General features: G+C 73.8%; 18 protein-coding genes and 1 riboswitch. Of the genes, 5 read left to right on the forward strand and 13 right to left on the reverse strand.

What is annotated here, in order from left to right; all coding sequences use genetic code 11:
• Positions 1 to 2: 2 nt before the first annotated feature.
• Complete coding sequence (locus ABD249_RS02870; protein WP_344340100.1) at positions 3 to 845, forward strand: nucleotidyltransferase domain-containing protein; 843 nt, start codon at positions 3 to 5, stop codon at positions 843 to 845.
• 1 nt (position 846) lies between these two features.
• Here the strand turns inward: ABD249_RS02870 and ABD249_RS02875 are convergent, their stop codons facing one another.
• Positions 847 to 2,691, reverse strand: coding sequence for an ABC transporter ATP-binding protein (locus ABD249_RS02875; protein ID WP_344340102.1), 1,845 nt, complete (start codon positions 2,689 to 2,691; stop codon positions 847 to 849).
• A gap of 72 nt (positions 2,692 to 2,763) precedes the next feature.
• Between ABD249_RS02875 and ABD249_RS02880 the strand changes: the two genes are divergently transcribed.
• From ABD249_RS02880 to ABD249_RS02890, 3 genes are read left to right on the forward strand one after another with little or no spacing between them, the layout of a single operon-like run.
• On the forward strand, positions 2,764 to 3,687 hold the full coding sequence (locus tag ABD249_RS02880) for an ABC transporter ATP-binding protein (RefSeq protein ID WP_425546278.1): 924 nt from the start codon (positions 2,764 to 2,766) through the stop codon (positions 3,685 to 3,687).
• Complete coding sequence (locus ABD249_RS02885; RefSeq protein WP_344340106.1) at positions 3,684 to 4,541, forward strand: ABC transporter permease; 858 nt, start codon at positions 3,684 to 3,686, stop codon at positions 4,539 to 4,541. The genes ABD249_RS02880 and ABD249_RS02885 overlap by 4 nt, the downstream gene beginning before the upstream one ends.
• Positions 4,538 to 5,365, forward strand: a complete 828-nt coding sequence (locus ABD249_RS02890) for an ABC transporter permease (RefSeq protein WP_344340108.1) — start codon at positions 4,538 to 4,540, stop codon at positions 5,363 to 5,365. Before ABD249_RS02885 ends, ABD249_RS02890 begins: the two co-directional genes overlap by 4 nt.
• Before the next feature lie 21 nt (positions 5,366 to 5,386).
• Here ABD249_RS02890 and ABD249_RS02895 read toward each other — a convergent pair whose 3' ends face one another.
• The 9 genes from ABD249_RS02895 to ABD249_RS02935 all read right to left on the reverse strand — a co-directional run bounded on the left by ABD249_RS02895 (position 5,387) and on the right by ABD249_RS02935 (position 14,081).
• Positions 5,387 to 5,857 (reverse strand): hypothetical protein, encoded by a 471-nt coding sequence (locus ABD249_RS02895; RefSeq protein WP_344340109.1) that lies wholly within the window; start codon positions 5,855 to 5,857, stop codon positions 5,387 to 5,389.
• Positions 5,858 to 5,980: 123 nt separating this feature from the next.
• A complete protein-coding gene (locus tag ABD249_RS02900) occupies positions 5,981 to 7,381 on the reverse strand; it encodes an MFS transporter (RefSeq protein WP_344340110.1) in 1,401 nt (466 codons plus the stop codon).
• A 73-nt stretch (positions 7,382 to 7,454) separates the two neighbouring features.
• Positions 7,455 to 7,940, reverse strand: coding sequence for a 6,7-dimethyl-8-ribityllumazine synthase (gene ribH, locus ABD249_RS02905; RefSeq protein WP_344340113.1), 486 nt, complete (start codon positions 7,938 to 7,940; stop codon positions 7,455 to 7,457).
• 1 nt (position 7,941) lies between these two features.
• A complete protein-coding gene (gene ribA, locus ABD249_RS02910; RefSeq protein WP_344340114.1) occupies positions 7,942 to 9,192 on the reverse strand; it encodes a GTP cyclohydrolase II in 1,251 nt (416 codons plus the stop codon).
• Entirely contained in the window at positions 9,189 to 9,830 is a 642-nt protein-coding gene (locus tag ABD249_RS02915; protein ID WP_344340115.1) for a riboflavin synthase, read from the reverse strand. Before ABD249_RS02915 ends, ribA begins: the two co-directional genes overlap by 4 nt.
• Positions 9,831 to 9,833: 3 nt before the next feature.
• Positions 9,834 to 10,886, reverse strand: coding sequence for a bifunctional diaminohydroxyphosphoribosylaminopyrimidine deaminase/5-amino-6-(5-phosphoribosylamino)uracil reductase RibD (ribD, locus tag ABD249_RS02920; protein ID WP_344340118.1), 1,053 nt, complete (start codon positions 10,884 to 10,886; stop codon positions 9,834 to 9,836).
• A 47-nt stretch (positions 10,887 to 10,933) separates the two neighbouring features.
• Positions 10,934 to 11,055, reverse strand: a riboswitch (FMN riboswitch).
• Positions 11,056 to 11,137: 82 nt separating this feature from the next.
• The gene (trpS, locus tag ABD249_RS02925) at positions 11,138 to 12,136 is read right to left on the reverse strand and encodes a tryptophan--tRNA ligase (protein ID WP_344340119.1); all 999 of its coding nucleotides are present in this window, start codon (positions 12,134 to 12,136) and stop codon (positions 11,138 to 11,140) included.
• 49 nt (positions 12,137 to 12,185) lie between these two features.
• Positions 12,186 to 13,034 (reverse strand): exodeoxyribonuclease III, encoded by an 849-nt coding sequence (locus ABD249_RS02930; RefSeq protein WP_344340122.1) that lies wholly within the window; start codon positions 13,032 to 13,034, stop codon positions 12,186 to 12,188.
• 42 nt (positions 13,035 to 13,076) lie between these two features.
• The gene (locus ABD249_RS02935; protein WP_344340124.1) at positions 13,077 to 14,081 is read right to left on the reverse strand and encodes a YhjD/YihY/BrkB family envelope integrity protein; all 1,005 of its coding nucleotides are present in this window, start codon (positions 14,079 to 14,081) and stop codon (positions 13,077 to 13,079) included.
• Between the two features lie 47 nt (positions 14,082 to 14,128).
• Here ABD249_RS02935 and ptsP point away from each other — a divergent pair, with 47 nt between their 5' ends.
• Positions 14,129 to 15,778: a phosphoenolpyruvate--protein phosphotransferase gene (gene ptsP / locus ABD249_RS02940; protein ID WP_344340126.1), complete on the forward strand. Its 1,650-nt coding sequence runs from the start codon at positions 14,129 to 14,131 to the stop codon at positions 15,776 to 15,778.
• A gap of 40 nt (positions 15,779 to 15,818) precedes the next feature.
• Here ptsP and ABD249_RS02945 read toward each other — a convergent pair whose 3' ends face one another.
• The 3 genes from ABD249_RS02945 to ABD249_RS02955 are packed head-to-tail and all read right to left on the reverse strand — an operon-like array spanning position 15,819 to position 20,057.
• Positions 15,819 to 17,402, reverse strand: coding sequence for a GTPase (locus ABD249_RS02945; protein WP_344340128.1), 1,584 nt, complete (start codon positions 17,400 to 17,402; stop codon positions 15,819 to 15,821).
• On the reverse strand, positions 17,399 to 19,177 hold the full coding sequence (locus ABD249_RS02950) for a dynamin family protein (protein WP_344340130.1): 1,779 nt from the start codon (positions 19,175 to 19,177) through the stop codon (positions 17,399 to 17,401). Before ABD249_RS02950 ends, ABD249_RS02945 begins: the two co-directional genes overlap by 4 nt.
• A gap of 58 nt (positions 19,178 to 19,235) precedes the next feature.
• Entirely contained in the window at positions 19,236 to 20,057 is an 822-nt protein-coding gene (locus ABD249_RS02955) for a TspO/MBR family protein (protein WP_344340132.1), read from the reverse strand.
• Positions 20,058 to 20,083 lie beyond the last annotated feature (26 nt).

A 20,083-nucleotide genomic window follows, 5' to 3' on the forward strand; every position in this document is an offset into this window, starting at 1 on the left:
CCATGGGCGTCGACGACCTGCACCCGGAGGTCGTCCACGCCGTGCGCGCCTACCTGCGAGCAGCCGACCGGCTGCTGCCCGGCCGCGTCGTGGCGTGCGCGATCGCCGGGTCGATCGCGCTCGGGGCGTACCGGCCGGGCCGCAGCGACGTCGATCTGCTCGTCGTGCTGGGCGGCGGGGCGGTGCGCAGGCGCGACATGCGGATGCTGCGCAGGCTGCACCGCTCCCAGCTGCCGCGACTCGCAGGTCGCGTCGCGCGCGGGCACGGCATCTCGGCGGCGTGCAACGCGTCGTTCGTGCACGCGAGCGAGCTCGCGCATCCCGTGACGACCATCCGCCCGATCGCGTCGCACACGGGCGAGCAGTTCGCGATGGGCGAGGCGTTCGACGTGAACCCCGTCGTGTGGCGCGAGCTGCTCGACGGCGGCGTCGTCGTGCGCGGCGCCCCGATCGCCACGTGGGGGCTCGACGCGGAGCCCGATCGGCTCGTCGAGTGGAACCGCGCGAACCTCGAGGGCTACTGGGCCTCGGTGCGCGACGCCGTCGCGCGCCGCACGCGCCCCATGACGGCCGCGTGGCTCGCGTGGTGCGTCCTCGGGCCCGCGCGCCTCGACGCGACGATCGTGACCGGGCGCATCCTCACGAAGGAGCAGGCCGGCGTGCTCGCGCTCGCGCGCTTCGACGAGGCCGCGGGCATCGTCGACGTCGCGCTCGCGCACGTGCGCGACCTGCCGTTGCCCGCGAGCCCGCCGCGCGCCGAGTGGCGCGCCCGCGCCGTCGCGCTCATGTCGGCGACGATCGCGAGCGCCGGCCGCCCCGACGGACGGGACGCCGCGAGGGCGTGACCTAGGCCTGCGTGCCCGCGTCGGCCGGCACGAGCAGCTGGTGCGTCGCGAGCTCGCGGTACAGCGGCGACGACTCGAGCAGCTCGGCGTGCGTGCCCGTCGCGACGACGCGGCCGGCGTCGAGGACGACGATCTGGTCGGCGTCGGCGACGGTCGAGAGCCGGTGCGCGATGACGAGCAGCGTGCGCCCGACGGCGACGGCGTCGATCGCCGCCTGCAGCTGCGCCTCGTTGCGACCGTCGAGGCTCGAGGTCGACTCGTCGAGCAGCAGGACCGCCGGCGCGGACAGCAGCGCGCGCGCGATGGCGAGTCGCTGGCGCTCGCCGCCCGAGAGCCGCACGCCGTGCTCGCCGACCGCGGCGTCGAGGCCGTCGGCGGAGCGGTCGACGATCTCGCGCAGGTTCACGCGCTCGAGCACCTCGAGCAGGCGCGCGTCGGAGGCGTCGGGCGCGGCGAGCAGCAGGTTGTCGCGAACGCTGCCGGCGAGCACGGGGGCGTCCTGCTCGACGTAGCCGATCCCCGCGCGCAGCGCTCGGCGCTCGAGCGATCGCGCGTCGCGGCCGTCGACGACGATCGTGCCCGAGGTGGGGTCGTAGAAGCGCTCGATGAGCGCGAAGAGCGTCGACTTGCCCGCGCCCGACGGGCCGACGATCGCGGTGCGCGAGCCCGGCGTCACCGTGAACGTCACGTCGTGCAGCACCGTGGGGCTCGCGAGCTCGTCCGCGGCCTCGGCGTCGGCGCCCTCCGCGGCGGCGCGCGAGCGCACGACGGCCTCGGGGTAGCGGAAGGAGACGCCCTCGAAGGCGATCGCGGCATCCGACGTGCGGACGTCGTCGACGACGTCGCCGGCGTCCTCGGCGTCGATGCGGACGATCTCCTGGATGCGGCCGAGCGCGCCGAGCGCCGTCGAGACCGCCGTGACGGCGCCGATCATCTGGCCGAGCGGGAAGATCATGTACGACAGGAACATCAGGAAGCCCACGAGGGATGCGATGGGCAGCTCGCCCGTCGCGACGCGCAGGCCGCCGACGCCGATGACGACGAGGAACGCGACCTGCACCGCGATGCCCGCGATGGGGACGACGAGCGCCGAGATGCGCGCGACGCGCACGCCGGCGCCGAACGCGGCGGTCGAGCGCTCGCCCACGACGGCGATCTCGCGATCGGTCGCGTTCGCGGCGCGCACGGTGCGGACGGCCGAGATCGCCCGCTCGAGCGCGCTCGTGAGGTGGCCGACCTGCTCCTGCGCGGCGCGCGTCGCGCGCGTGAGCATCGGCATGACGACGAGCACGGCGCCGAACGCGACGACGACGACGAGCAGCGTGAGGCCGAAGAGCATCGGGTCGATGATCAGCATCGCCACGATCGCGCCGACGAAGGTCAGGAGGCCGCCGACCGACTCGACGAGGCCCTGCGTGAGCACGGCGCGCAGCAGGGTCGTGTCGCTGCCGACGCGGCTGACGAGGTCGCCGGTGCGGCGCTGGTCGAACTCGGCGATCGGCAGATGCAGCAGCCGGCCGACGAGCTGCGTGCGCGTGCGCAGCACGACGTGCTCGCCGAGCACCTGCAGCAGGAAGTGCTGCACGCCGCCGACGATGCCGTCGAGCAGCACGATGCCCACGAGCACCCAGGGCAGCCACGTGAGCGGCTCGGAGTCCTGCACGGCCGTGATGATCTGCTGCACGAGCAGCGGCTGCACGAGGCTCGTGACGGCGCCGAAGACCGAGAGCACGAGCGCCCCGGCCAGCAGCCCCTTCTTGGGGAACAGGTAGGGGAGCAGCTCGCGCACCGATGCCTTGGGGCCGTCGTCGGCGCCTCGGCGCAGGAAACCTCGTCGCTCGCTCATCGTCGACCATCATCCCACCCGCGAGCACGCTCCCAGGAGCGGCGTCGGAGGCCGCGGCTACAGTGGGTGCTCGTGCCAGCCGTCATCTCCGCCCGAGGTCTCGTCAAGCGCTACGGCGACTTCACGGCCGTCGACGGCATCGACTTCGACATCGAGCAGGGCGAGTCGTTCGGCTTCCTCGGCCCGAACGGCGCCGGCAAGTCGACGACGATGCGCATGATCTCCGCCGTCTCGACCCGCACGGGCGGCTCGCTCGACGTCCTCGGCCTCGACACGAACGACCACGGCCCCGAGATCCGTGCCCAGCTGGGCGTCGTGCCGCAGGCCGACACGCTCGACACCGAGCTGCGCGCACGCGAGAACCTCGTCGTCTACGGCCGCTACTTCGGCCTGCCGCGGGCCGTCGTGCAGCAGCGCGCCGACGAGCTGCTCGAGTTCGCGCAGCTCACCGAGAAGGCGACGGCGCGCGTCGACGACCTCTCGGGCGGCATGAAGCGGCGCCTCACGATCGCGCGCGGGCTCATGAACGAGCCGCGCGTCCTGCTGCTCGACGAGCCGACGACCGGTCTCGACCCGCAGGCGCGCCACATCCTGTGGGATCGCCTCTTCCGCCTCAAGGAGCGCGGCACGACGCTCGTGCTCACGACGCACTTCATGGACGAGGCCGAGCAGCTGTGCGACCGCCTCGTCGTCGTCGACCACGGCCGCATCGTCGCCGAGGGGAGCCCTGCGGCGCTCATCCGCGAGCACTCCTCGCGCGAGGTGCTCGAGGTGCGGTTCGGATCGAGCCGCAACGAGGGGGCCGCGGCGTCGATCGCCGGCATCGGCGACCGCCTCGAGGTGCTGCCCGACCGCATCCTCGTCTACGCGCACGACGGCGACGCCGCGCTGCAGGCCATCCGCGCGAAGGACCTCGAGCCCATCACGAGCCTCGTGCGGCGGTCGAGCCTCGAGGACGTGTTCCTCCGGCTCACCGGCCGCACCCTCATCGAATGAGCGCGCCCGTGCAGCCGGCGACGAGCGACGCGGAGCGCGTCGCGATCGGCATCGCCGCGGCCCGCCGCACCCGCAGGCTCGGCTGGTGGTACGTCGCCGAGCAGCGCATCCGCGCCATGCGCTCCTACGTCGGCACCTGGATCGGGCTCGGCCTCGCCTCGCCCTTCCTCTACGTCGCGGGCCTCGGCTTCGGCCTCGCGATCGTCGTGAACGACGCGCAGGGCGGGCAGGACGTCGGCGGGGCCGACTTCCTGCTCTTCCTCGCCCCGGCGCTCGTGCTCGGATCGGCCATGCAGACGGCCGCCCAGGAGTCGACGTACGGCGTCTTCGGCGGCTTCAGGTGGGTGCCGATCTTCCTCGCGATGCGCTCGAGCCCCGTGAGCCCCGCGCAGATGGTCGTCGGCTACACGATCGGCACGCTCGTGCGCGTCATGCCCGCCGCGGTCGTCTACGTCGCCGCCATCTGGATCCTCGGCGTCACGGGCTCGTCACGTGCGCTGTGGCTCGTGCCCATCGCGCTGCTGCTCGTGCTCGCCGTCGCGCTGCCCGTCACCGCGTGGGCGGCGCACCAGGAGCACGACCGCGGGCAGCTCAACGTCATCGACCGCTTCGTCACGCTGCCGCTCATGCTCTTCTCCGGCACGTACTTCCCGCTCGAGACGCTGCCGATCGCGCTGCAGTGGATCGGGTGGATCTCGCCGCTGTGGCATGCCGTCGACCTCGGCAGGTGGGCCCTCTACGGCGCCGAGGTGCCAGCATGGCTGCTCGCGACCCACGTCGCGGTGCTCGTGGGCTTCGCGACCGTCGGGCTGCTGGCAGCCGTGCGCGTCTTCCGCCGGAGGCTCGACCTGTGACCGTGCACGCCTCCGAGCCGCTGCTGACGCAGCGCCCCCGCGGACCGCTGTCGAGCATCTACTCGGGCAACGCGCGCGCCGTCATCGGTCGCGGCATGCACGTCATGCGTCGCAACAACCTCACGGTCGTCGTCTCGGGATTCTTCGAGCCGATCTTCTACCTGCTGTCGATGGGCATCGGCCTCGGCACGCTCATCGGCGTCCTCGAGTACCGCGGCGTCGAGGTGCCGTACGCGGCCTACATCGCGCCGGCGCTCATGGCGGTCTCGGCGATGAACGGCGCCGTCTTCGACTCGACGATGAACGTCTTCTTCAAGATGCACTACGGGAGGCTGTACGACGGCATGCTGTCGACGTCGCTCGGCCCGCTCGACGTGGCGCTCGGCGAGATCTTCATGGCGCTCTTCCGCGGCTTCCTGTACGCCTGCGGCTTCATGGCCGTGACGACGATCATGGGGCTCAACCTGTCGCCCACGGCGCTGCTCGCCATCCCCGCGGCCGTGCTCATCGCCTTCGCGTTCGCGAGCCTCGGCATGGCCGTCACGAGCTACATGAAGACCTTCCAGCACCTGGACTACGTGTACTTCGTGATGATGCCGATGTTCCTGCTGTCGGCGACGTTCTTCCCCATCGAGGTGTACCCGCAGGCGGTGCAGTGGATCATCATGGCGATGCCGCTGTGGCACGGCGTCGACATGATGCGGCAGCTCACCCTCGGCGTGCTCGACTGGTCGCTCGCCATCCACGTCGCGTACCTCGCGGTCATGTCGGTGCTCGGCATCCTCTTCACCACGTCGCGGCTCCGCGCGCTCTTCCTGCGCTGAGGCGAGCGGGCACGCCGCGCGTCACGGCACCGGCTGCGCGACGCCGTCCGCGTGCCACTGCGCGACGAGGTCGTCGACGTCGCTCGCGAGCGCCTCGTCGGTGCAGGTGTCGACGACGACCGTGATCGTGCCGAGGCGCGCGGTGTCGACCGTGAGCTCGGTCGTGCGCCCGCCGTCGCACTCGCCGGTGACGACGGCGTCGCCGGTGACGCGCGTGCCCAGCACGTCGTCGAGGTCGTGCATCGCCGCGGGATCGGTGACGACGTACGTGCCGCCGTCGAACCCCGGCACCGCCTGCGACTGCCAGAAGGTCGCGGACGTCGACCCGAGCACCTCGACCTGCGAGCATCGCGGCAGCGGATGCGTCGTGAGCGCCCCGCACGGCATCGACGGCTCGGGGTCCTCGGGCAGCGCGATGCACCCGGACAGGCCGAGCGCGGCCACGGCGACGGCGAGGACGGCGGCGGCGGTGCGGCGACGGATGCGGCTCATGCTGCCGACGCTACGGGGCGAGCCCCCGAACGGCGTGGGCGTCGCATGCACGAACGGAGGGGATGCGATCCGCATCCCCTCCGAGTCGTGTCCCGGGCCCCAACCGCGGCCGGCAGCCGTGCGTCAGGCCGACGTCGTCCCGACGTAGTCCTGCTCGCTCGTGTCCTTCGACAGCAGCAGCGTGACGAGCGTCACGACGCCCGCCGCGGCGAGGAAGACGCCCACGAGCACCGGAGAGCCGTCGGCGGCGCCCCAGAGCGCGACGGCGATGAACGGCGCGGGGGCCGCGCCGAGCACGCTCGACAGGTTGTAGGCGATCGCGGAGCCCGTGTAGCGCACGTTCGCCGGGAACAGCTCGGGCAGGAACGCCGCCATCGGCCCGAACGTGAGGCCCATGAGCGTGAACCCGAGGATGAGCGTCACCATGACGCCCGGGAAGCCGGCGCCGAACAGCGGCACCCACAGGAGGCCGAAGACGACGATCGCGGCGGTGACGGCCGTGAGCATCCACTTGCGGCCGAAGCGCTCGGCGAGCGGTCCGGCGACGAGCGTGAAGATGCCGAAGAACACGACGCCGACGATGAGCATCCACAGGAAGTCGTTGCGCAGGTAGCCGAGGCCCGGCACGAACGCGTCCGGGTCGAACGGGCGGCCGGCGGCCTCCGCGGCAGCAGCACCGGCCTCGACGGTCGAGGCCGTCGTGCCGTAGGTGAGCGTGAACGTCGTCATGAGGTAGAAGAGCACGTACGTCGCGAACATGATGAGCGTGCCCTGGACGATCTGCCGCCAGTTGTGGCGGAACACCCGGCCGAGCGGCAGTCGCACGACCTCGTTGCGCTCGACGACCTTCGTGAAGGCGGGCGTCTCGATGAGCTTGAGGCGCACGTACAGGCCGACGATCACGAGGATGGCCGACAGCAGGAAGGGGATGCGCCAGCCGAACGCCTCGAAGTCCTCGGGCGGCAGCGTCGCGTTGATGACGATGAACACCGTGTTGGCGAGGATGAAGCCGATCGGCGCGCCCAGCTGCGGGAACGTGCCGTAGATCGCGCGCTTGCCGGCCGGCGCGTTCTCGGTCGCGAGCAGCGCCGCCCCCGACCACTCGCCGCCGAGGCCGAGGCCCTGGCAGAAGCGCATGATCGCGAGGAGCGCGGGCGCCGCGATCTCCCAGCCCGGGGTGACGGCCGTCGGCAGGCAGCCGATGAGCACCGTCGCGACGCCCATCGTCAGCAGCGACGCGACGAGGGTCGTCTTGCGGCCGACGCGGTCGCCGAAGTGCCCGAACAGGATCGAGCCGATCGGTCGTGCGACGAAGGCGACGCCGAAGGTCGCGAGCGACGCGAGCAGCTGCGCCGCCTCGTTCTCGGCCGGGAAGAACAGCCGCGGGAACACGAGCACGGCGGCGGTCGCGTAGATGTAGAAGTCGTAAAATTCAATGGACGTGCCGATGAGGCTCGCGAAGATGACCCGGCCGCGGGAGTTCGCGGGCTTCGTGGGCTCGGTGATGACGGATGCGTCAGCCATGAGGCTCCTTCGGATGTGCTGGGAGCAGCCTAGCCAGGCCGGCGACCCGCACCGCGCATCGCGACGTGGCGCGTCAGCGCGCCTCGACCCCACCCCGGACGCGGCGCAGCGCGAGCGCAGCGCCGACGGCAGCCTCGGCGGCGCCGCCTCCCGTGTCCTCCCGCGATCCGGGCAGGCCCGCACGGTCGATGCCCTGCTGCTCGTCGTCGATCGTCAGCACGCCGAAGCCGACGGGCTTGCCCGTGCGCAGCGCGACATGGGTGAGACCCTGCGTCGCGGCGCTCGCGATGTAGTCGAAGTGCGGCGTGCCGCCGCGCAGGATGACGCCGAGCGCGACGACCGCCTCGGCGTCGCCCTCGAGCACGGCCTGCGACACGACCGACAGCTCGAACGCCCCGGCGACGGGGATCTCCTGCACCGTCGCGCCCATCGACGCGAGCGCTGCGCGCGCGCCGGCGAGCAGCCCGCCCGCGATGACGTCGTGCCACATGCCGTGGACGATCGTCACGTGCATGCCCGTCGCGTCGAGCGCGACCTTCGGTGCTCCCGAACCTGCCATGTCAGTCTCCTGTCGTCATCTGCTGAGGCAGGACGTGCCCCATGCGGTCTCGCTTCGTCTCGAGGTAGCCCTCGTTGAACGCGCCGATGCCGACGACGAGCGGCTCGCGGGCGACGACGGCGATGCCATGCCGCTCGAGCTGCGTCGCCTTGTCGGGGTTGTTCGACAGCAGGCGGATGCTCGACAGGCCCAGCTGGCGCAGGATCGCGGCGGCGGCGCCGTACTCGCGCGCGTCGGCGGGCAGCCCCATCGCGAGGTTGGCGTCGAGCGTGTCGAGGCCGTCCTCCTGCAGCCGGTAGGCGCGCAGCTTGTTGATGAGGCCGATGCCGCGCCCCTCGTGCCCGCGCAGGTACACGACGACGCCCTCGCCCGCCTCCTGGATGCGCTGCAGGGCCGCGTCGAGCTGCGGCCCGCACTCGCACTTGAGCGAGCCGAACGCCTCGCCCGTGAGGCACTCGGAGTGGATGCGCACGAGCGCACCGTCGTCGACGGGGTGGCCGGCGACGATCGCGACGTGGTCGGCGCCCGTCACGAGGTCGCGGTAGGCGAACATGCGCACGTCGCCGTGCACCGTCGGCACCGTCGTGCACACCTCGTAGCGCACGCGCGGCACGAGCGACGGGTCGACGGGCAGCACGGATGCGACCGCGCCGGCGTCGAGGTGGGCGACGAGGTCGGCGATCGTCACGACGACGACGTCGTGCTCCGCCCCGAACGCGATGAGGGAGGGCAGGCGCCGCATCTCGCCCGAGTCCTCGACGAGCTCGCCGATGACGCCGACGGGCTGCATGCCCGCGAGCAGCAGCAGGTCGACCGTCGCCTCGGTGTGGCCGGGACGCACGCGCGACCCGCCCTCGACGGCGCGCAGCGGCACGACGTGGCCGGGCCGGCGCAGGTCGCCGGGCCCCGAGGCGGGGTCGGCGAGCACGCGCAGGGTGTGGGCGCGGTCGTCGGCGGAGATGCCGGTGGTCGCGCGATCGGCGGCGTCGACCGTCACGGTGTACGCCGTCTGCCGCAGGTCCTCGTTGTCGGAGACCATGAGCGGCAGCCGGAGGCGATCGGCGATCGCGCCCGCGACGGGCGCGCAGAGGAAGCCGGAGGTGTGCCGCACGAGGAACGCGATCTCCTCGGCGGTCGCGAGCTCGGCGGCGAGCACGAGGTCGCCCTCGTTCTCGCGGCCCTCGTCGTCGACGACGATGACGGGGCGGCCGCCGCGCAGCGCGCGCACCGCCTCCTCGATGGTGCCGATCATGCGCGTCCTCCATCGGTGCGGGCGTCGCGCGCCCGCTCGAGCAGCAGCAGCCGCGCGACGTGGCGCGCCAGCACGTCGGTCTCGACGTTGACGCGATCGCCCGGCGCGAGCGCGCCGAGCGTCGTCGCCTCGAGCGTCTCGGGGATGAGCGAGACCTCGAGCCACTGCTCGGGCTCGGCCTCGTCGCTGAGGTCCGACACCGTGAGGCTCACGCCCTGCAGCGTGATGGATCCCTTGCGCGCGACGAAGGGTGCGAGCTCGTCGTCGAGGCTGAGGCGCACGCGCTGCCACGCGTCGCCGTCCTCCGTCTCGAGCACGGTCGCCGTGCCATCGACGTGGCCCTGCACGATGTGCCCGCCGAGCCGGTCGCCGACCTGCGCCGCGCGCTCGAGGTTGACGCGATCGCCGACGCGCAGCTCGCCGAGCTGCGACATGCGCAGCGACACCTCCATGACGTCGGCGGTGAAGGCGTCGGCCGTCTGCGCGACGACCGTCAGGCACAGGCCGTTCACGGCGATGGAGGCCCCGTGGGTCGCGTCCGAGACCGCGAGGGGTCCGCGCACGGTGAGGCGGGCGGAGTCGCCGTCGCGCTCGAGCGCGACGACCTCGCCGATCTCCTCGATGAGCCCTGTGAACATGGGTCAGCCCTCCTTCGCCGCGGTGGCGGCAGGTCGGATGGTCGCGGTCAGGAGCAGGTCGTCGCCCAGGTGCTCGAGCGCGACGTCGTCGAGCAGCAGTCGATCGGCGATCGTCGCGATGCCGAGGTCGCCGAGGGCGGTGCGGCCCCCGCCGAGGAGCGTGGGCGCGACGTAGCAGTGGATGGCGTCGACGAGCCCGGCGGCGAGCAGGGCGGACGCGAGGGTGGGGCCGCCCTCGACGTAGAGCGTCTGCACCCCGTGCTCGCGCCAGAGGGCGGCGAGCACGACGTCGGGGGCGCCCTCGAGCTGCACGAGCCCGCGCGGATGCGCGCGGACGCGGGCGTCGGCGGGCACGTCGCGCGCGCCGACGACGACCGGCAGCGGCTGCGGGGCGCTCGGGTCGTCGGTGCGCGCCGTGAGCGCCGGGTCGTCGGCGAGCACCGTGCCGGTGCCGACGGCGATGGCGTCGTGCGCCGCGCGCTGCGCGTGCACGTGCGCCCGGGCGCGCTCGCCGGTGATCCACCTGCTCGAGCCGTCGGCGGCGGCCGCGCGTCCGTCGAGCGACTGCGCCCACTTCACGGTCACGTGCGGCCGGCCGTGCCGCATGGCGAAGCACCAGTCGGCCACGACCGCCTCGGCGCGGTCGTCGGGGGAGCGCACGACGTCGACGCCCGCGGCTGCGAGCCGCGCGGCGCCACCGGACGAGGCGGTGCCCGGGTCGGAGACGGCGTAGACGACGCGTGCGACGCCGGCGGCGATGAGCGCCTCGGAGCACGGGCCCGTCCGGCCGACGTGGTCGCACGGCTCGAGGGTGACGACGGCCGTCGCGCCGCGGGCGGCGCCCGGCGCGAGCTGCGACAGGGCGTCGACCTCGGCGTGCACCGTGCCCGCACCGCGGTGGTGGCCCTCGGCGAGCACCGTGCCGTCGGCGCCGAGCACGACGCAGCCGACCTGCGGGTTGTGCGTGCGCGGGCCGCGCAGGGCGAGCGCGATGGCCCGATCGAGCGCCTCGCGCTCCGCGCCCGTCGCGGTCGCCGCCGCCTGCCCTGTCGCCACTCGTCCTCCGGTGTCGAGGCCGTGGGCGCACAGGGGCGACCCACTCGAGGTGCCACTTCCATCCGGACTCTCACCGTCGGTGCAGGAGTTCCACCTGCTCGGCCACCCGGGTGGGTGGTTCGCGGACTCTGACCGCCGGTTCAGACTTGCACTGACCCCGTGAGCACTCGACGTGTACGTGGATCCTACAACTCGCCCCCGTCGGCGGGCATTCCCGCGTCCACCGAGGGACCGACGATGGCCGGGCCGCGCTAGCGCAGCCCGATCGCGCGGTAGGCGCGGTCGAGCGTGGCCTCGGCGACCTCGGAGGCGCGGGCGGCGTTCGCGGCGAGGATGCGGTCGAGCTCGGCCGGGTCGTCGAGCAGGGCGAGCGCGCGGTCGCGGATGGGCTCGACCTCGGCGACGACGGCGTCGGCCACCGCGGCCTTGAACGCGCCGTACTGCTGGCCGTCGAACTCGACCTCGAGGTCGGCGACCGACCTGCCGGAGACGCTCGAGAGGATCGCGAGGAGGTTCGTGACGCCGGGCTTCGTCGCGCGGTCGGCGCGCACGACGCCCTCCATGTCGGTCACGGCCGAGCGGATCTTCTTCGCCAGGCGCGCGGGCTCGTCGAGCAGCGACAGCAGGCCCTTGTCGGTCGCGGCCGACTTCGACATCTTCGCCGTGGGCTCCTGCAGGTCGTAGATGCGCGCCGCCTCGCCCTGGATCACGGGCGTGGGCACCGTGAACGTGTCGCCGTAGCGGGCGTTGAACCGGGTCGCGAGGTCGCGCGTGAGCTCGACGTGCTGCTTCTGGTCGTCGCCGACGGGCACGGCCGCGGCGTCGAACAGCAGGATGTCGGCGGCCATGAGGATCGGGTAGGTGAAGAGCCCGACCGACGCGGCGTCGGCGCCCTGACGTGCGGACTTGTCCTTGAACTGCGTCATGCGGCCGGCCTCGCCGAACCCCGTGATCGTCGACAGCACCCAGGCGAGCTGCGCGTGCGCGGGCACGTGCGACTGCACGTAGAGGCACGAGCGCGAGGGGTCGATGCCCGCGGCGATGTACTGCGCCGCGACGGTGCGGACCTGCTCGCGCAGCGTCCTCGGGTCCTGCGGCACGGTGATGGCGTGCAGGTCGACGATCGAGAAGTAGGCGTCGTACTCCTCCTGCATCGCCCTCCACTGCTGGATCGCGCCGATGTAGTTGCCGATGTGCAGCGAGCCCGACGAGGGCTGCATGCCGGAGTAGAGGCGGGGCTTGGTGGTCATGCTGGTTCCTTCGATGCCTGGGGCGCGCACGGCGCCGCGAGGGTCGTGCTCAGAGCGCGTAGTCGACGACGACGGGGGCGTGGTCGGACCATCGCGTGTCCCACGCGCTCGCCTTCGCGACGGCGTACGACGTCACGGTCTGCGCGAGGGCGGGGGTGGCGAGCTGGTAGTCGATGCGCCAGCCGGTGTCGGTGTCGAACGCGCGCCCGCGCTGCGACCACCACGTGTACGGGCCGTCGACGTCGCCGGCGTGGGCGCGCCCGACGTCGACCCAGCCCTGGCCCTTGCCGCGCACGCCGTCGACGCCCGTGACGATGCGGCCCTCGGCGCCGAGGATGCGGTCGAGGTGCGAGCGCTCCTCGGGCAGGAACCCGGCGCTGCGCCGGTTGCCCTTCCAGTTGCGGATGTCGCGCTCGGTGTGGCCGACGTTGAGGTCGCCCATGACGACGGCGAGGTCGGTGTGCGCGCGCACCTGTGGCAGGCGCTTGAGCATCGAGGCGAGGAAGCGCATCTTCGCGTCCTGCTTGGGGGTGCCCGCCTCGCCGGAGTGCACGTAGGCGGAGATGACCGTGAGCACGCGCTCGACGCCCGCGTCGTCGGCGGGCAGGAGGAAGTCGGCCTCGAGCCATCGACCCTTCGTGTCGAAGGTCTTCAGGCCGATGTCGGTGCGGTGCGCGATCGACGGCATGCGCGAGGCGACGGCCACGCCGGCGCGGCCCTTCGCCGTGGCCGCGTCGTGCAGCACGTGCCAGCCCTCGAGGATGCGCAGGACGTCCTCGTCCTGCGCGCGGACCTCCTGGAGGCACAGGATGTCGGGCCTCGCCTCGTCGAGCCACTCGAGCATGCCCTTGCCCGCCGCCGCCCGGATGCCGTTGACGTTGACGGACACGATGCGCATGGAGCCCAGCCTACCGGCGCACCACCGACGCGCCCTCGGGCGTCAGCGCCTGCGCACGCGCTTGGCGAGGCGCTTGTGCGTCTGCCGCATGAGCAGCCCCTGCTTGGGGTCGGGCCTCTCGCGCTGCGCGATCTCCTCCTTGAGGGCCGCCCGATCCCGCTTGGCCTGCTCGATGGCCTCGGCGCGCGCGATCTCGACGTCCTCGAGGCGTGCGTACGCCTTGCCGACGGTGCCCACCGAGATCCACGCGAGCGCGATGAGGAGGATCTGGTTGACGAGGCTCAGCCAGACGAGGATGCCGAGGATGGCGGCGAAGCCGGCGACGAGCGGGTTCGAGCCGCCCGAGAGCAGCAGCGCCGCGAACTGCTTGAGCACGAAGAACGCGACGGCGCACGCGAGGGACGCGCCGAGCAGCTGCTTGGCGGGGAGGCGCAGGCGACCGGCGAAGCGGTAGAGCAGCGCGACGACCGCGGCGTCGAGCGCGAGCTGCGCCAGGATGCCGACGACCTGCCCGAGCCCGCCGACGCCGAGCATGTCGGCGATCGCGGACGTGACGACGAGCAGCGCGGCCGAGGCGAGCACGAGCACGCCGATGCCGAGCGCGACGCCGAGGTCGCCGACCTTGAGGAGCACGGGGAGGGTGCGCACGTCCGGCAGGCCGAAGACGGCGCGGAAGCCCTCGCGGCTCGTGCCGATCCAGCCGATCGCGGTGATCAGGATGCCGACGGCCGCGATCGCGGTGCCCCAGCCGAGCACGCTCGACTCGACGATGGCGTCGACGTCGAGCAGCCCGTTCGAGTCCGGGCCCGTGCTGATGAGCCCGGGCACGCTCCCGGCGATCGCGTCGACGACGCGGTCGCGCAGCGCGCTGTCGCCGCCGAGCACGAGGGCGAAGATCGCGAAGCCGATGAAGAGCGCCGCGAACAGCGACAGGAAGGCGCTCAGGGTCATGCCCTGCGCGAAGATGGGCCCCTTGGCCTGCCCGTAGTGGGTCAGCGTGCGCGCCGGACGCGTCTGCATGATGCGCTCGAAGGCGGTCTGCGCCACGGTCTACCCCCGGTCGTGTCGACGTCTGGACAGCGTAGTCTTGCGGCATGGCAGAGCTGCGTGGAGTCGGTGTCGGTCGCGGAATCGCAGCGGGAGTGGTACTGCGCATGCCGGAGCCCTTGGCGCCGCCGTCGACCGAGCCGCTGACGGCGGATGCGGCCGAGGAGACCCAGCGCGTGCGCGACGCCCTCGCGCACGTCGCCGCCGAGCTCTCGGACCGCGGACGCACCGCGGGCGGCGAGGCGCAGGAGGTGCTGGAGGCGGCGTCGCTCATGGCGCAGGACCCCGCGCTCGCCGACGACGTCGCGACGCGCATCGGCCAGGGCACGAACGGCGAGCGCGCCGTGCACGACGCGTTCGAGCAGTTCAAGACGATGCTCATCGCCCTCGGCGGCTACATGGCCGAGCGCGCGACCGACCTCGACGACGTGTCGCAGCGCGTCGTGGCGCGCCTGCGCGGCGTCGCGGCCCCGGGCGTGCCCGAGTCCGACGAGCCCTTCATCCTCATCGCGCGCGACCTCGCGCCGGCCGACACCGCGACCCTCGACCTCGAGCGCACGCTCGCGCTCGTGACGCAGGACGGCGGGCCCACGAGCCACACCGCGATCCTCGCCCGCTCGAAGTCGATCACCGCCGTCGTCGGCGTCGTCGGCCTGCTCGCCGAGGTGCCGGACGGCACGCGCGTCGTCGTCGACGCGAAGTCGGGCATCGTCGTGCTCGACCCGTCGGACGACGAGGTCGAGGCCGCGCGTGTCGAGGCGCGGACGCGCGCCGAGCGCGCCGACGCGCCGCTCACCGAGGGCGCGCTCGCCGACGGCACGAAGGTGCCGCTGCTGGCGAACGTCGGCCGCCCCGAGGACGCCGTGAAGGCGCTCGAGCTCGGCGCGGAGGGCGTGGGCCTGTTCCGCACCGAGTTCCTCTTCCTCGACGCGAAGGAGGCCCCGTCGGTCGCCTCGCAGACCGACTCCTACACGCGGATGCTGCAGGCGTTCGAGGGGAAGAAGGTCGTCGTGCGCGTGCTCGACGCCGGCGCCGACAAGCCGCTCGCCTTCCTCAACGACGCCGAGGAGGAGAACCCGGCGCTCGGCCTGCGCGGCATCCGCGCCCTGCGCGCGAGCGAGCAGATCCTGCGCGACCAGCTCGAGGCGCTCGCGGCCGCCGACGCCGCGACGAACGCCGAGCTGTGGGTCATGGCGCCGATGATCGCGAACCAGGAGGAGACGGAGTACTTCGTCGCCCTGGGCCGCGAGCTCGGGCTCAAGGTCGTCGGCGCGATGGCCGAGGTCCCGTCGATCGCGGTGCTCGCCGACCAGGTGATGGCGGCGGCCGACTTCGTGTCGATCGGCACGAACGACCTCACGCAGTACACCTTCGCGGCCGACCGCATGCTCGGCACCGTCGCCTCCTTCCAGGACCCGTGGCACCCCGCCGTCCTGCGGCTCGTCAAGATGCTCGGGGACGCGGGCATCGAGGCGGGCAAGCCCGTCGGCGTGTGCGGCGAGGCCGCTGCCGATCCCGCGCTCGCGGTCGTGCTCGTCGGCCTCGGCGTCTCGTCGCTCTCGATGAGCCCCGCGGCGTTCGCCGACGTGCGCGCCGAGCTGCTCGAGGTCACGCTCGAGCAGGCGCAGGCCAAGGCCGCCGCGGCGCTGCTCGCGTCCACGGCCGCCGGCGCGCGGGACGCAGCGGCCGCGGCCTAGCACCGCGCCGACCCGGTCGTCGCAGGCGCGGCCCGGGGCGTCAGCCGCGCACGCGGCGCACGGCGTCGGCGAACATCACCGCGCGGTCGCGCTCGAGCACGATCGGCTCGACGACGTCGACGCGCGCGACCTCGGCGACGGCGCGGCGCAGGCGTCTGCGCGCCCGCCCACGGCGCGCGGCACCGATCGCGCCGCCCAGCCCGGCGCCCAGCAGCCCGACGAGGATGCCCAGCAGCACGCCGGCGGCGATCAGCAGCGTCGGCACAGGCCATCCCTGCTCGAGCGGCACCTCGGGGCCGGGCAGCCCCCACAGCGGCAGCAGGGCGGCGGCGAGCAGCCAGCCGACGCCGACGAGCGCGGTGCCGAGCGCGATCCACTGCACGATCGCGAGGACGATCCACCACCACGAGCCGCGTGCGCCGAGGTCGGTGCGGGCGACGGCGCGGTCGAGCGCGTCGGGCACGATCGCCAGGGCGTCGTTCGCCGCCTGGAGCACCGCGGCGCGCCAGCCGTCGCCGAGGCCGGCCGCCGCGGCGTCGGCGTAGCCGCGCACCGCGAGCGACGCCTGCGCGCGCTCGGCGGACGACGGCGTCGGCAGGGCGGTGCGGTGCAGGTCGGCGTCGCGGTCGCGCGGCCGCCGCTGGGGGAGCAGGTGCAGGCGGCGCAGCGGGTCGGGCCGCAGCCGCAGCAGCCACGCCGTGAGGATCCAGCCGGTCGCCTGACCGGCGCGCTTGCGGTACGACGCACCGGTCGCCTGCGCGACGACGTCGACGCGCGCGGCCGCGCACAGCCCGTCGACGAGACGCTCGCGGTCCGCCGCGGGCACCTCGGGCGCGATGGCCGGGGCGTCGAGTCGCGCGGCAGCGCTCGCCACGTCGGCGGCGAGCCGGGCGGACCGAGCGGCGCGGTCGCGCGCGAAGCGGGCGACGACGGCGCGGACGGCCTCGATGCCCTCGCCGGTGGTGGCGCTCGCCGGCAGCACCCGCACGTCCGCGAGCCCGTCGGCGGCGAGCAGCCCGCGCAGGGAGGCGACGACGTCGGGCACGGCGCCCGCCGGCAGGAGGTCGACCTGGTTGAGCACGGCAGCCGTGACGGCGCCGTGCGACCGCAGCGGTGCGACGAACGCGTGGTGCAGCACGGCGTCGGCGTACTTCTGCGGATCGACGACCCACACGAGCACGTCGACCTGCCCGGCGAGGCGCTCGGCGATCGCGCGATGCTCGGGCGCGACCGAGTCGAAGTCCGGCAGGTCGAGCAGGATGAGCGACAGCGACGCGTCGCCGGCGAAGGGCTCGTCGACGTGCCGGCGGTCCGTGACCTGCAGCCAGTCGAGCAGCGCGTCGGAGCCCTCGGCGCCCCACACGGCGGCGAGCGGCTCGGAGGTCGTCGGCCTGCGCACGTGCGCGCGCGCGAGCTCCTGCCCGACGACGGCGTTCAGCAGCGACGACTTGCCGGATCCCGTCGCGCCGAACAGGCCCACGACGGTGTGCTCGCTCGAGAGCGCACGCCGCGACGCCGCGCCGGCGAGGACGGCGCGGATGGCGTCGACGTCGGCGTCGTCGATGCGGCCGACGCCGAGCTCCGCGGCGTCCTCGAGCGCGTCGAGCGAGGCGTCGAGGCTCACGCGCGCGCCTCGGGCTCGTCGAGCGGCTCGGTCGCGACCGTGGCCATCGCACGCTCGAGCGCGTGCGACGCATCCTCGAGGTCCGTCGCGCTCGCGCCCTCGCGCACGGGATCCAGCAGCGGCGCGTACCGCGCGGCCTCCTCGGCGAGCAGCGCGCGCACGCGCTCGTCGAGGTCGTCGCGCGCGTCCTTCGCCATGCGGCGCACGGCGTCCTCGCCGAAGACGGTCTCGAGCAGCTTCTGGCCGACGACCGCCGAGCCGCCCGCGATCGCGAGCTCGCCGCCGGTGAGCCCGCCGGTGGACGCGAAGACGATGACCATGAGCGTGACGGTGACGGCGTTGAGCCCGAGCGAGAGGACGCGCGCCTTGACGCGCCTGTCGCCGGCCTGGTCCGAGATGCGCTGCACGAGCGCGGCCTGCCACTCGCGCACGAGCCGCGACGTGCGGCCGGCGACGTCGTCGCCCTCGCGCGAGAGGTCGACGCCGGCCGTCAGCTGCCTGCCCGCCTGCGTCGCGCGCACGCGCTGCCACGCGTCGCCCGCGGCGCCGCCCGCCTCGTCGACGACGACGGCGTGCAGCCCGTGCTCGATCGCCGTCTCCACCTGCACGACGGGCGCGGGGCGGCCCTGCAGGAAGGCGCCGACGCGGTCGCGGGTGCGCGAGAACCAGCCCTCGATCGTGCGGAAGACGTCGGAGGTGCCGACGAAGTCCTGCCAGCGGGCGAGCACCTCGCCGCGCAGCAGCGTGCCGTCGCTCGTCGCGGCGTGGATGCGGTCGGCGGCGTCGTCGTAGCGGGTCGCCACGATGCGGTCGAGCTCGTCGGCGGCCGCGACCTGCGCAGCGCGCGCCACGGCGACCTCCCGCGTCGTCGCGGCGAGCCTGGACGCGGCGCCCGCGAGGGTGCGGCCGGCGATGCGGGCGCGCTCGGCGCGGTCGCCCGCGATGCCCACCAGCCAGCCGCGGATGGCGGCGACCGCGTCCGGCGCGAGCATGCCGAGCTCGTCGAGCGGCGACTCGACGACGGTGAAGATCGGGGCAGCGCCGAGGCCGCGCTCGCCGAGCATGCGGCGCAGGTCGTCCTCGACCTCGCCCGCGGACGACGCCGGCACGCGGTTGAGCACGACGCCCACCGTCACGTCCCGGCCGGCCGCGTCGTCGAGCGCCGCCCACGGCACCGCGTCGGCGTAGCGGTTGGCGGTCGTGACGAAGAGCCAGAGGTCGGCGGCGGCGAGCAGCTGCCCGGCGAGGGCGCGGTTCTCGTCGGCGACGGAGTCGAGGTCGGGGGCGTCGACGATCGCGAGGTCGGCCGGCACGCGCTCGTCGCCGACGAGCACGACGGAGCCGATGCGCGTCGCGTCGGGCTCGTCGCCCGCGGCCGACGCGGGCTGGGGCGTCTGCCGCACCGTGCCCGTGATGCGCGCGAGCTCCGGCAGGATGCGCGTCGAGGCGAACCATCCGCGATCCGACGGCGCGTGCAGCAGGATCGGCTGGCGCGTCGTGGGGCGGATGACGCCCGTGCGCGTCACGGGCAGCCCGACGATCGCGTTGACGAGGGTCGACTTGCCGGCACCCGTCGAGCCGCCGACGACCGCGAGCAGGGGCGCGTCGAGGTTCGCCAGCCGCGGCTCGACGTAGTCGTCGATCTGCGCGAGCGCTCGTCTGCGCAGGTCGCGCGCTGCGTCCACGCCCTCGACGGCCAACGGCAGCCGCGTCTCCTCGAGCGCGCGCCGCAGCGCCTCGAGCCGCTCGAGGGCGGCGATCGTCGCGTCGGTCACGGCACCAGCATGGCGCAGCGGGCTTCGAGCGCGCTGTCCGGGGAACGCGTCGGCGCGATCAGGCGATGGCGCGGGCGGGACGACGATGGCCGCGCACGCGGACCGCGATGGTCGTCGCGGCGACGACGACGCAGACGATGGCGGCGACGACGGCGACGGCGATCGAGGCGGGCTCGTCGGTCGCGCGGGCGATCGCGATCCACGCGACGCCCCAGACGATCGCGAGCATCGGGCCGATGCGACCGCGGCCGCGGATGGCGACGCCGACGCCGATGGCGGCGACGACGGCGAGCACGATGGAGGCGGGGATCGCGAACTCCTCGATGCGCAGGCCCATGTCGGCGAGCCATGCGGCGACGTTCGCGACCGTCGCGACGCACACCCAGCCGAAGTAGAGGCCGAAGGTGCCGTCGACGACGACGGTCTCGACGAGCGTCGCGGGGCGGACGCGGCGCAGCACCTCGAAGATCGCGATGAGCGACAGCAGCAGCGCGACGATGATGACGACCGTGAGCGCGACGGCGTCCATGAGGCTCGCGACGATCCACGCCGCGTTCAGCACCATCGAGGCCAGCGCGAGCCAGCCCATGCGCCGCTGGCGGGTGTCGGCATGGTTGCGGGGGAGCACCTGCCAGATGCCGTAGAGCGCGAGGCCGAGGTAGATGACCGACCAGATCGAGAACGCCGGGCCGCCGGGCGCGAGCGGCGTGGCGTTCGCGGCGAAGGCACCCTCGCCGACGCCCTCGGCCGTGCCGCCGCCCAGCAGGCCGGAGCCGAGCGCGGCGCCGAGCAGCGTGGCGGGGACGGCCACGAGCACGAGGATCGCGCGGACGCGATCGAGCGTCGTGGGGGAGGATGCCGGGCGTGCGTCGGTGGCCATGCTCACGACGCTACTGCTGCGACGCC

Origin of the sequence: Agrococcus versicolor (genome assembly GCF_039531815.1) — a bacterium.
Classification (GTDB): Bacteria; Actinomycetota; Actinomycetes; order Actinomycetales; family Microbacteriaceae; genus Agrococcus; species Agrococcus versicolor.

Bases quoted from the DNA above. Each gene is read 5' to 3' on its own strand.
- ABD249_RS02870 (WP_344340100.1), top strand. From the start codon at position 3: ATGGGCGTCGACGACCTGCACCCGGAGGTCGTCCACGCCGTGCGCGCC.
- ABD249_RS02875 (WP_344340102.1), bottom strand. From the start codon at position 2,691: ATGAGCGAGCGACGAGGTTTCCTGCGCCGAGGCGCCGACGACGGCCCC.
- ABD249_RS02885 (WP_344340106.1), top strand. From the start codon at position 3,684: ATGAGCGCGCCCGTGCAGCCGGCGACGAGCGACGCGGAGCGCGTCGCG.
- ABD249_RS02895 (WP_344340109.1), bottom strand. From the start codon at position 5,857: ATGAGCCGCATCCGTCGCCGCACCGCCGCCGCCGTCCTCGCCGTCGCC.
- ABD249_RS02900 (WP_344340110.1), bottom strand. From the start codon at position 7,381: ATGGCTGACGCATCCGTCATCACCGAGCCCACGAAGCCCGCGAACTCC.
- ribH (WP_344340113.1), bottom strand. From the start codon at position 7,940: ATGGCAGGTTCGGGAGCACCGAAGGTCGCGCTCGACGCGACGGGCATG.
- ribA (WP_344340114.1), bottom strand. From the start codon at position 9,192: ATGATCGGCACCATCGAGGAGGCGGTGCGCGCGCTGCGCGGCGGCCGC.
- ABD249_RS02915 (WP_344340115.1), bottom strand. From the start codon at position 9,830: ATGTTCACAGGGCTCATCGAGGAGATCGGCGAGGTCGTCGCGCTCGAG.
- trpS (WP_344340119.1), bottom strand. From the start codon at position 12,136: ATGACCACCAAGCCCCGCCTCTACTCCGGCATGCAGCCCTCGTCGGGC.
- ABD249_RS02930 (WP_344340122.1), bottom strand. From the start codon at position 13,034: ATGCGCATCGTGTCCGTCAACGTCAACGGCATCCGGGCGGCGGCGGGC.
- ptsP (WP_344340126.1), top strand. From the start codon at position 14,129: ATGGCAGAGCTGCGTGGAGTCGGTGTCGGTCGCGGAATCGCAGCGGGA.
- ABD249_RS02955 (WP_344340132.1), bottom strand. From the start codon at position 20,057: ATGGCCACCGACGCACGCCCGGCATCCTCCCCCACGACGCTCGATCGC.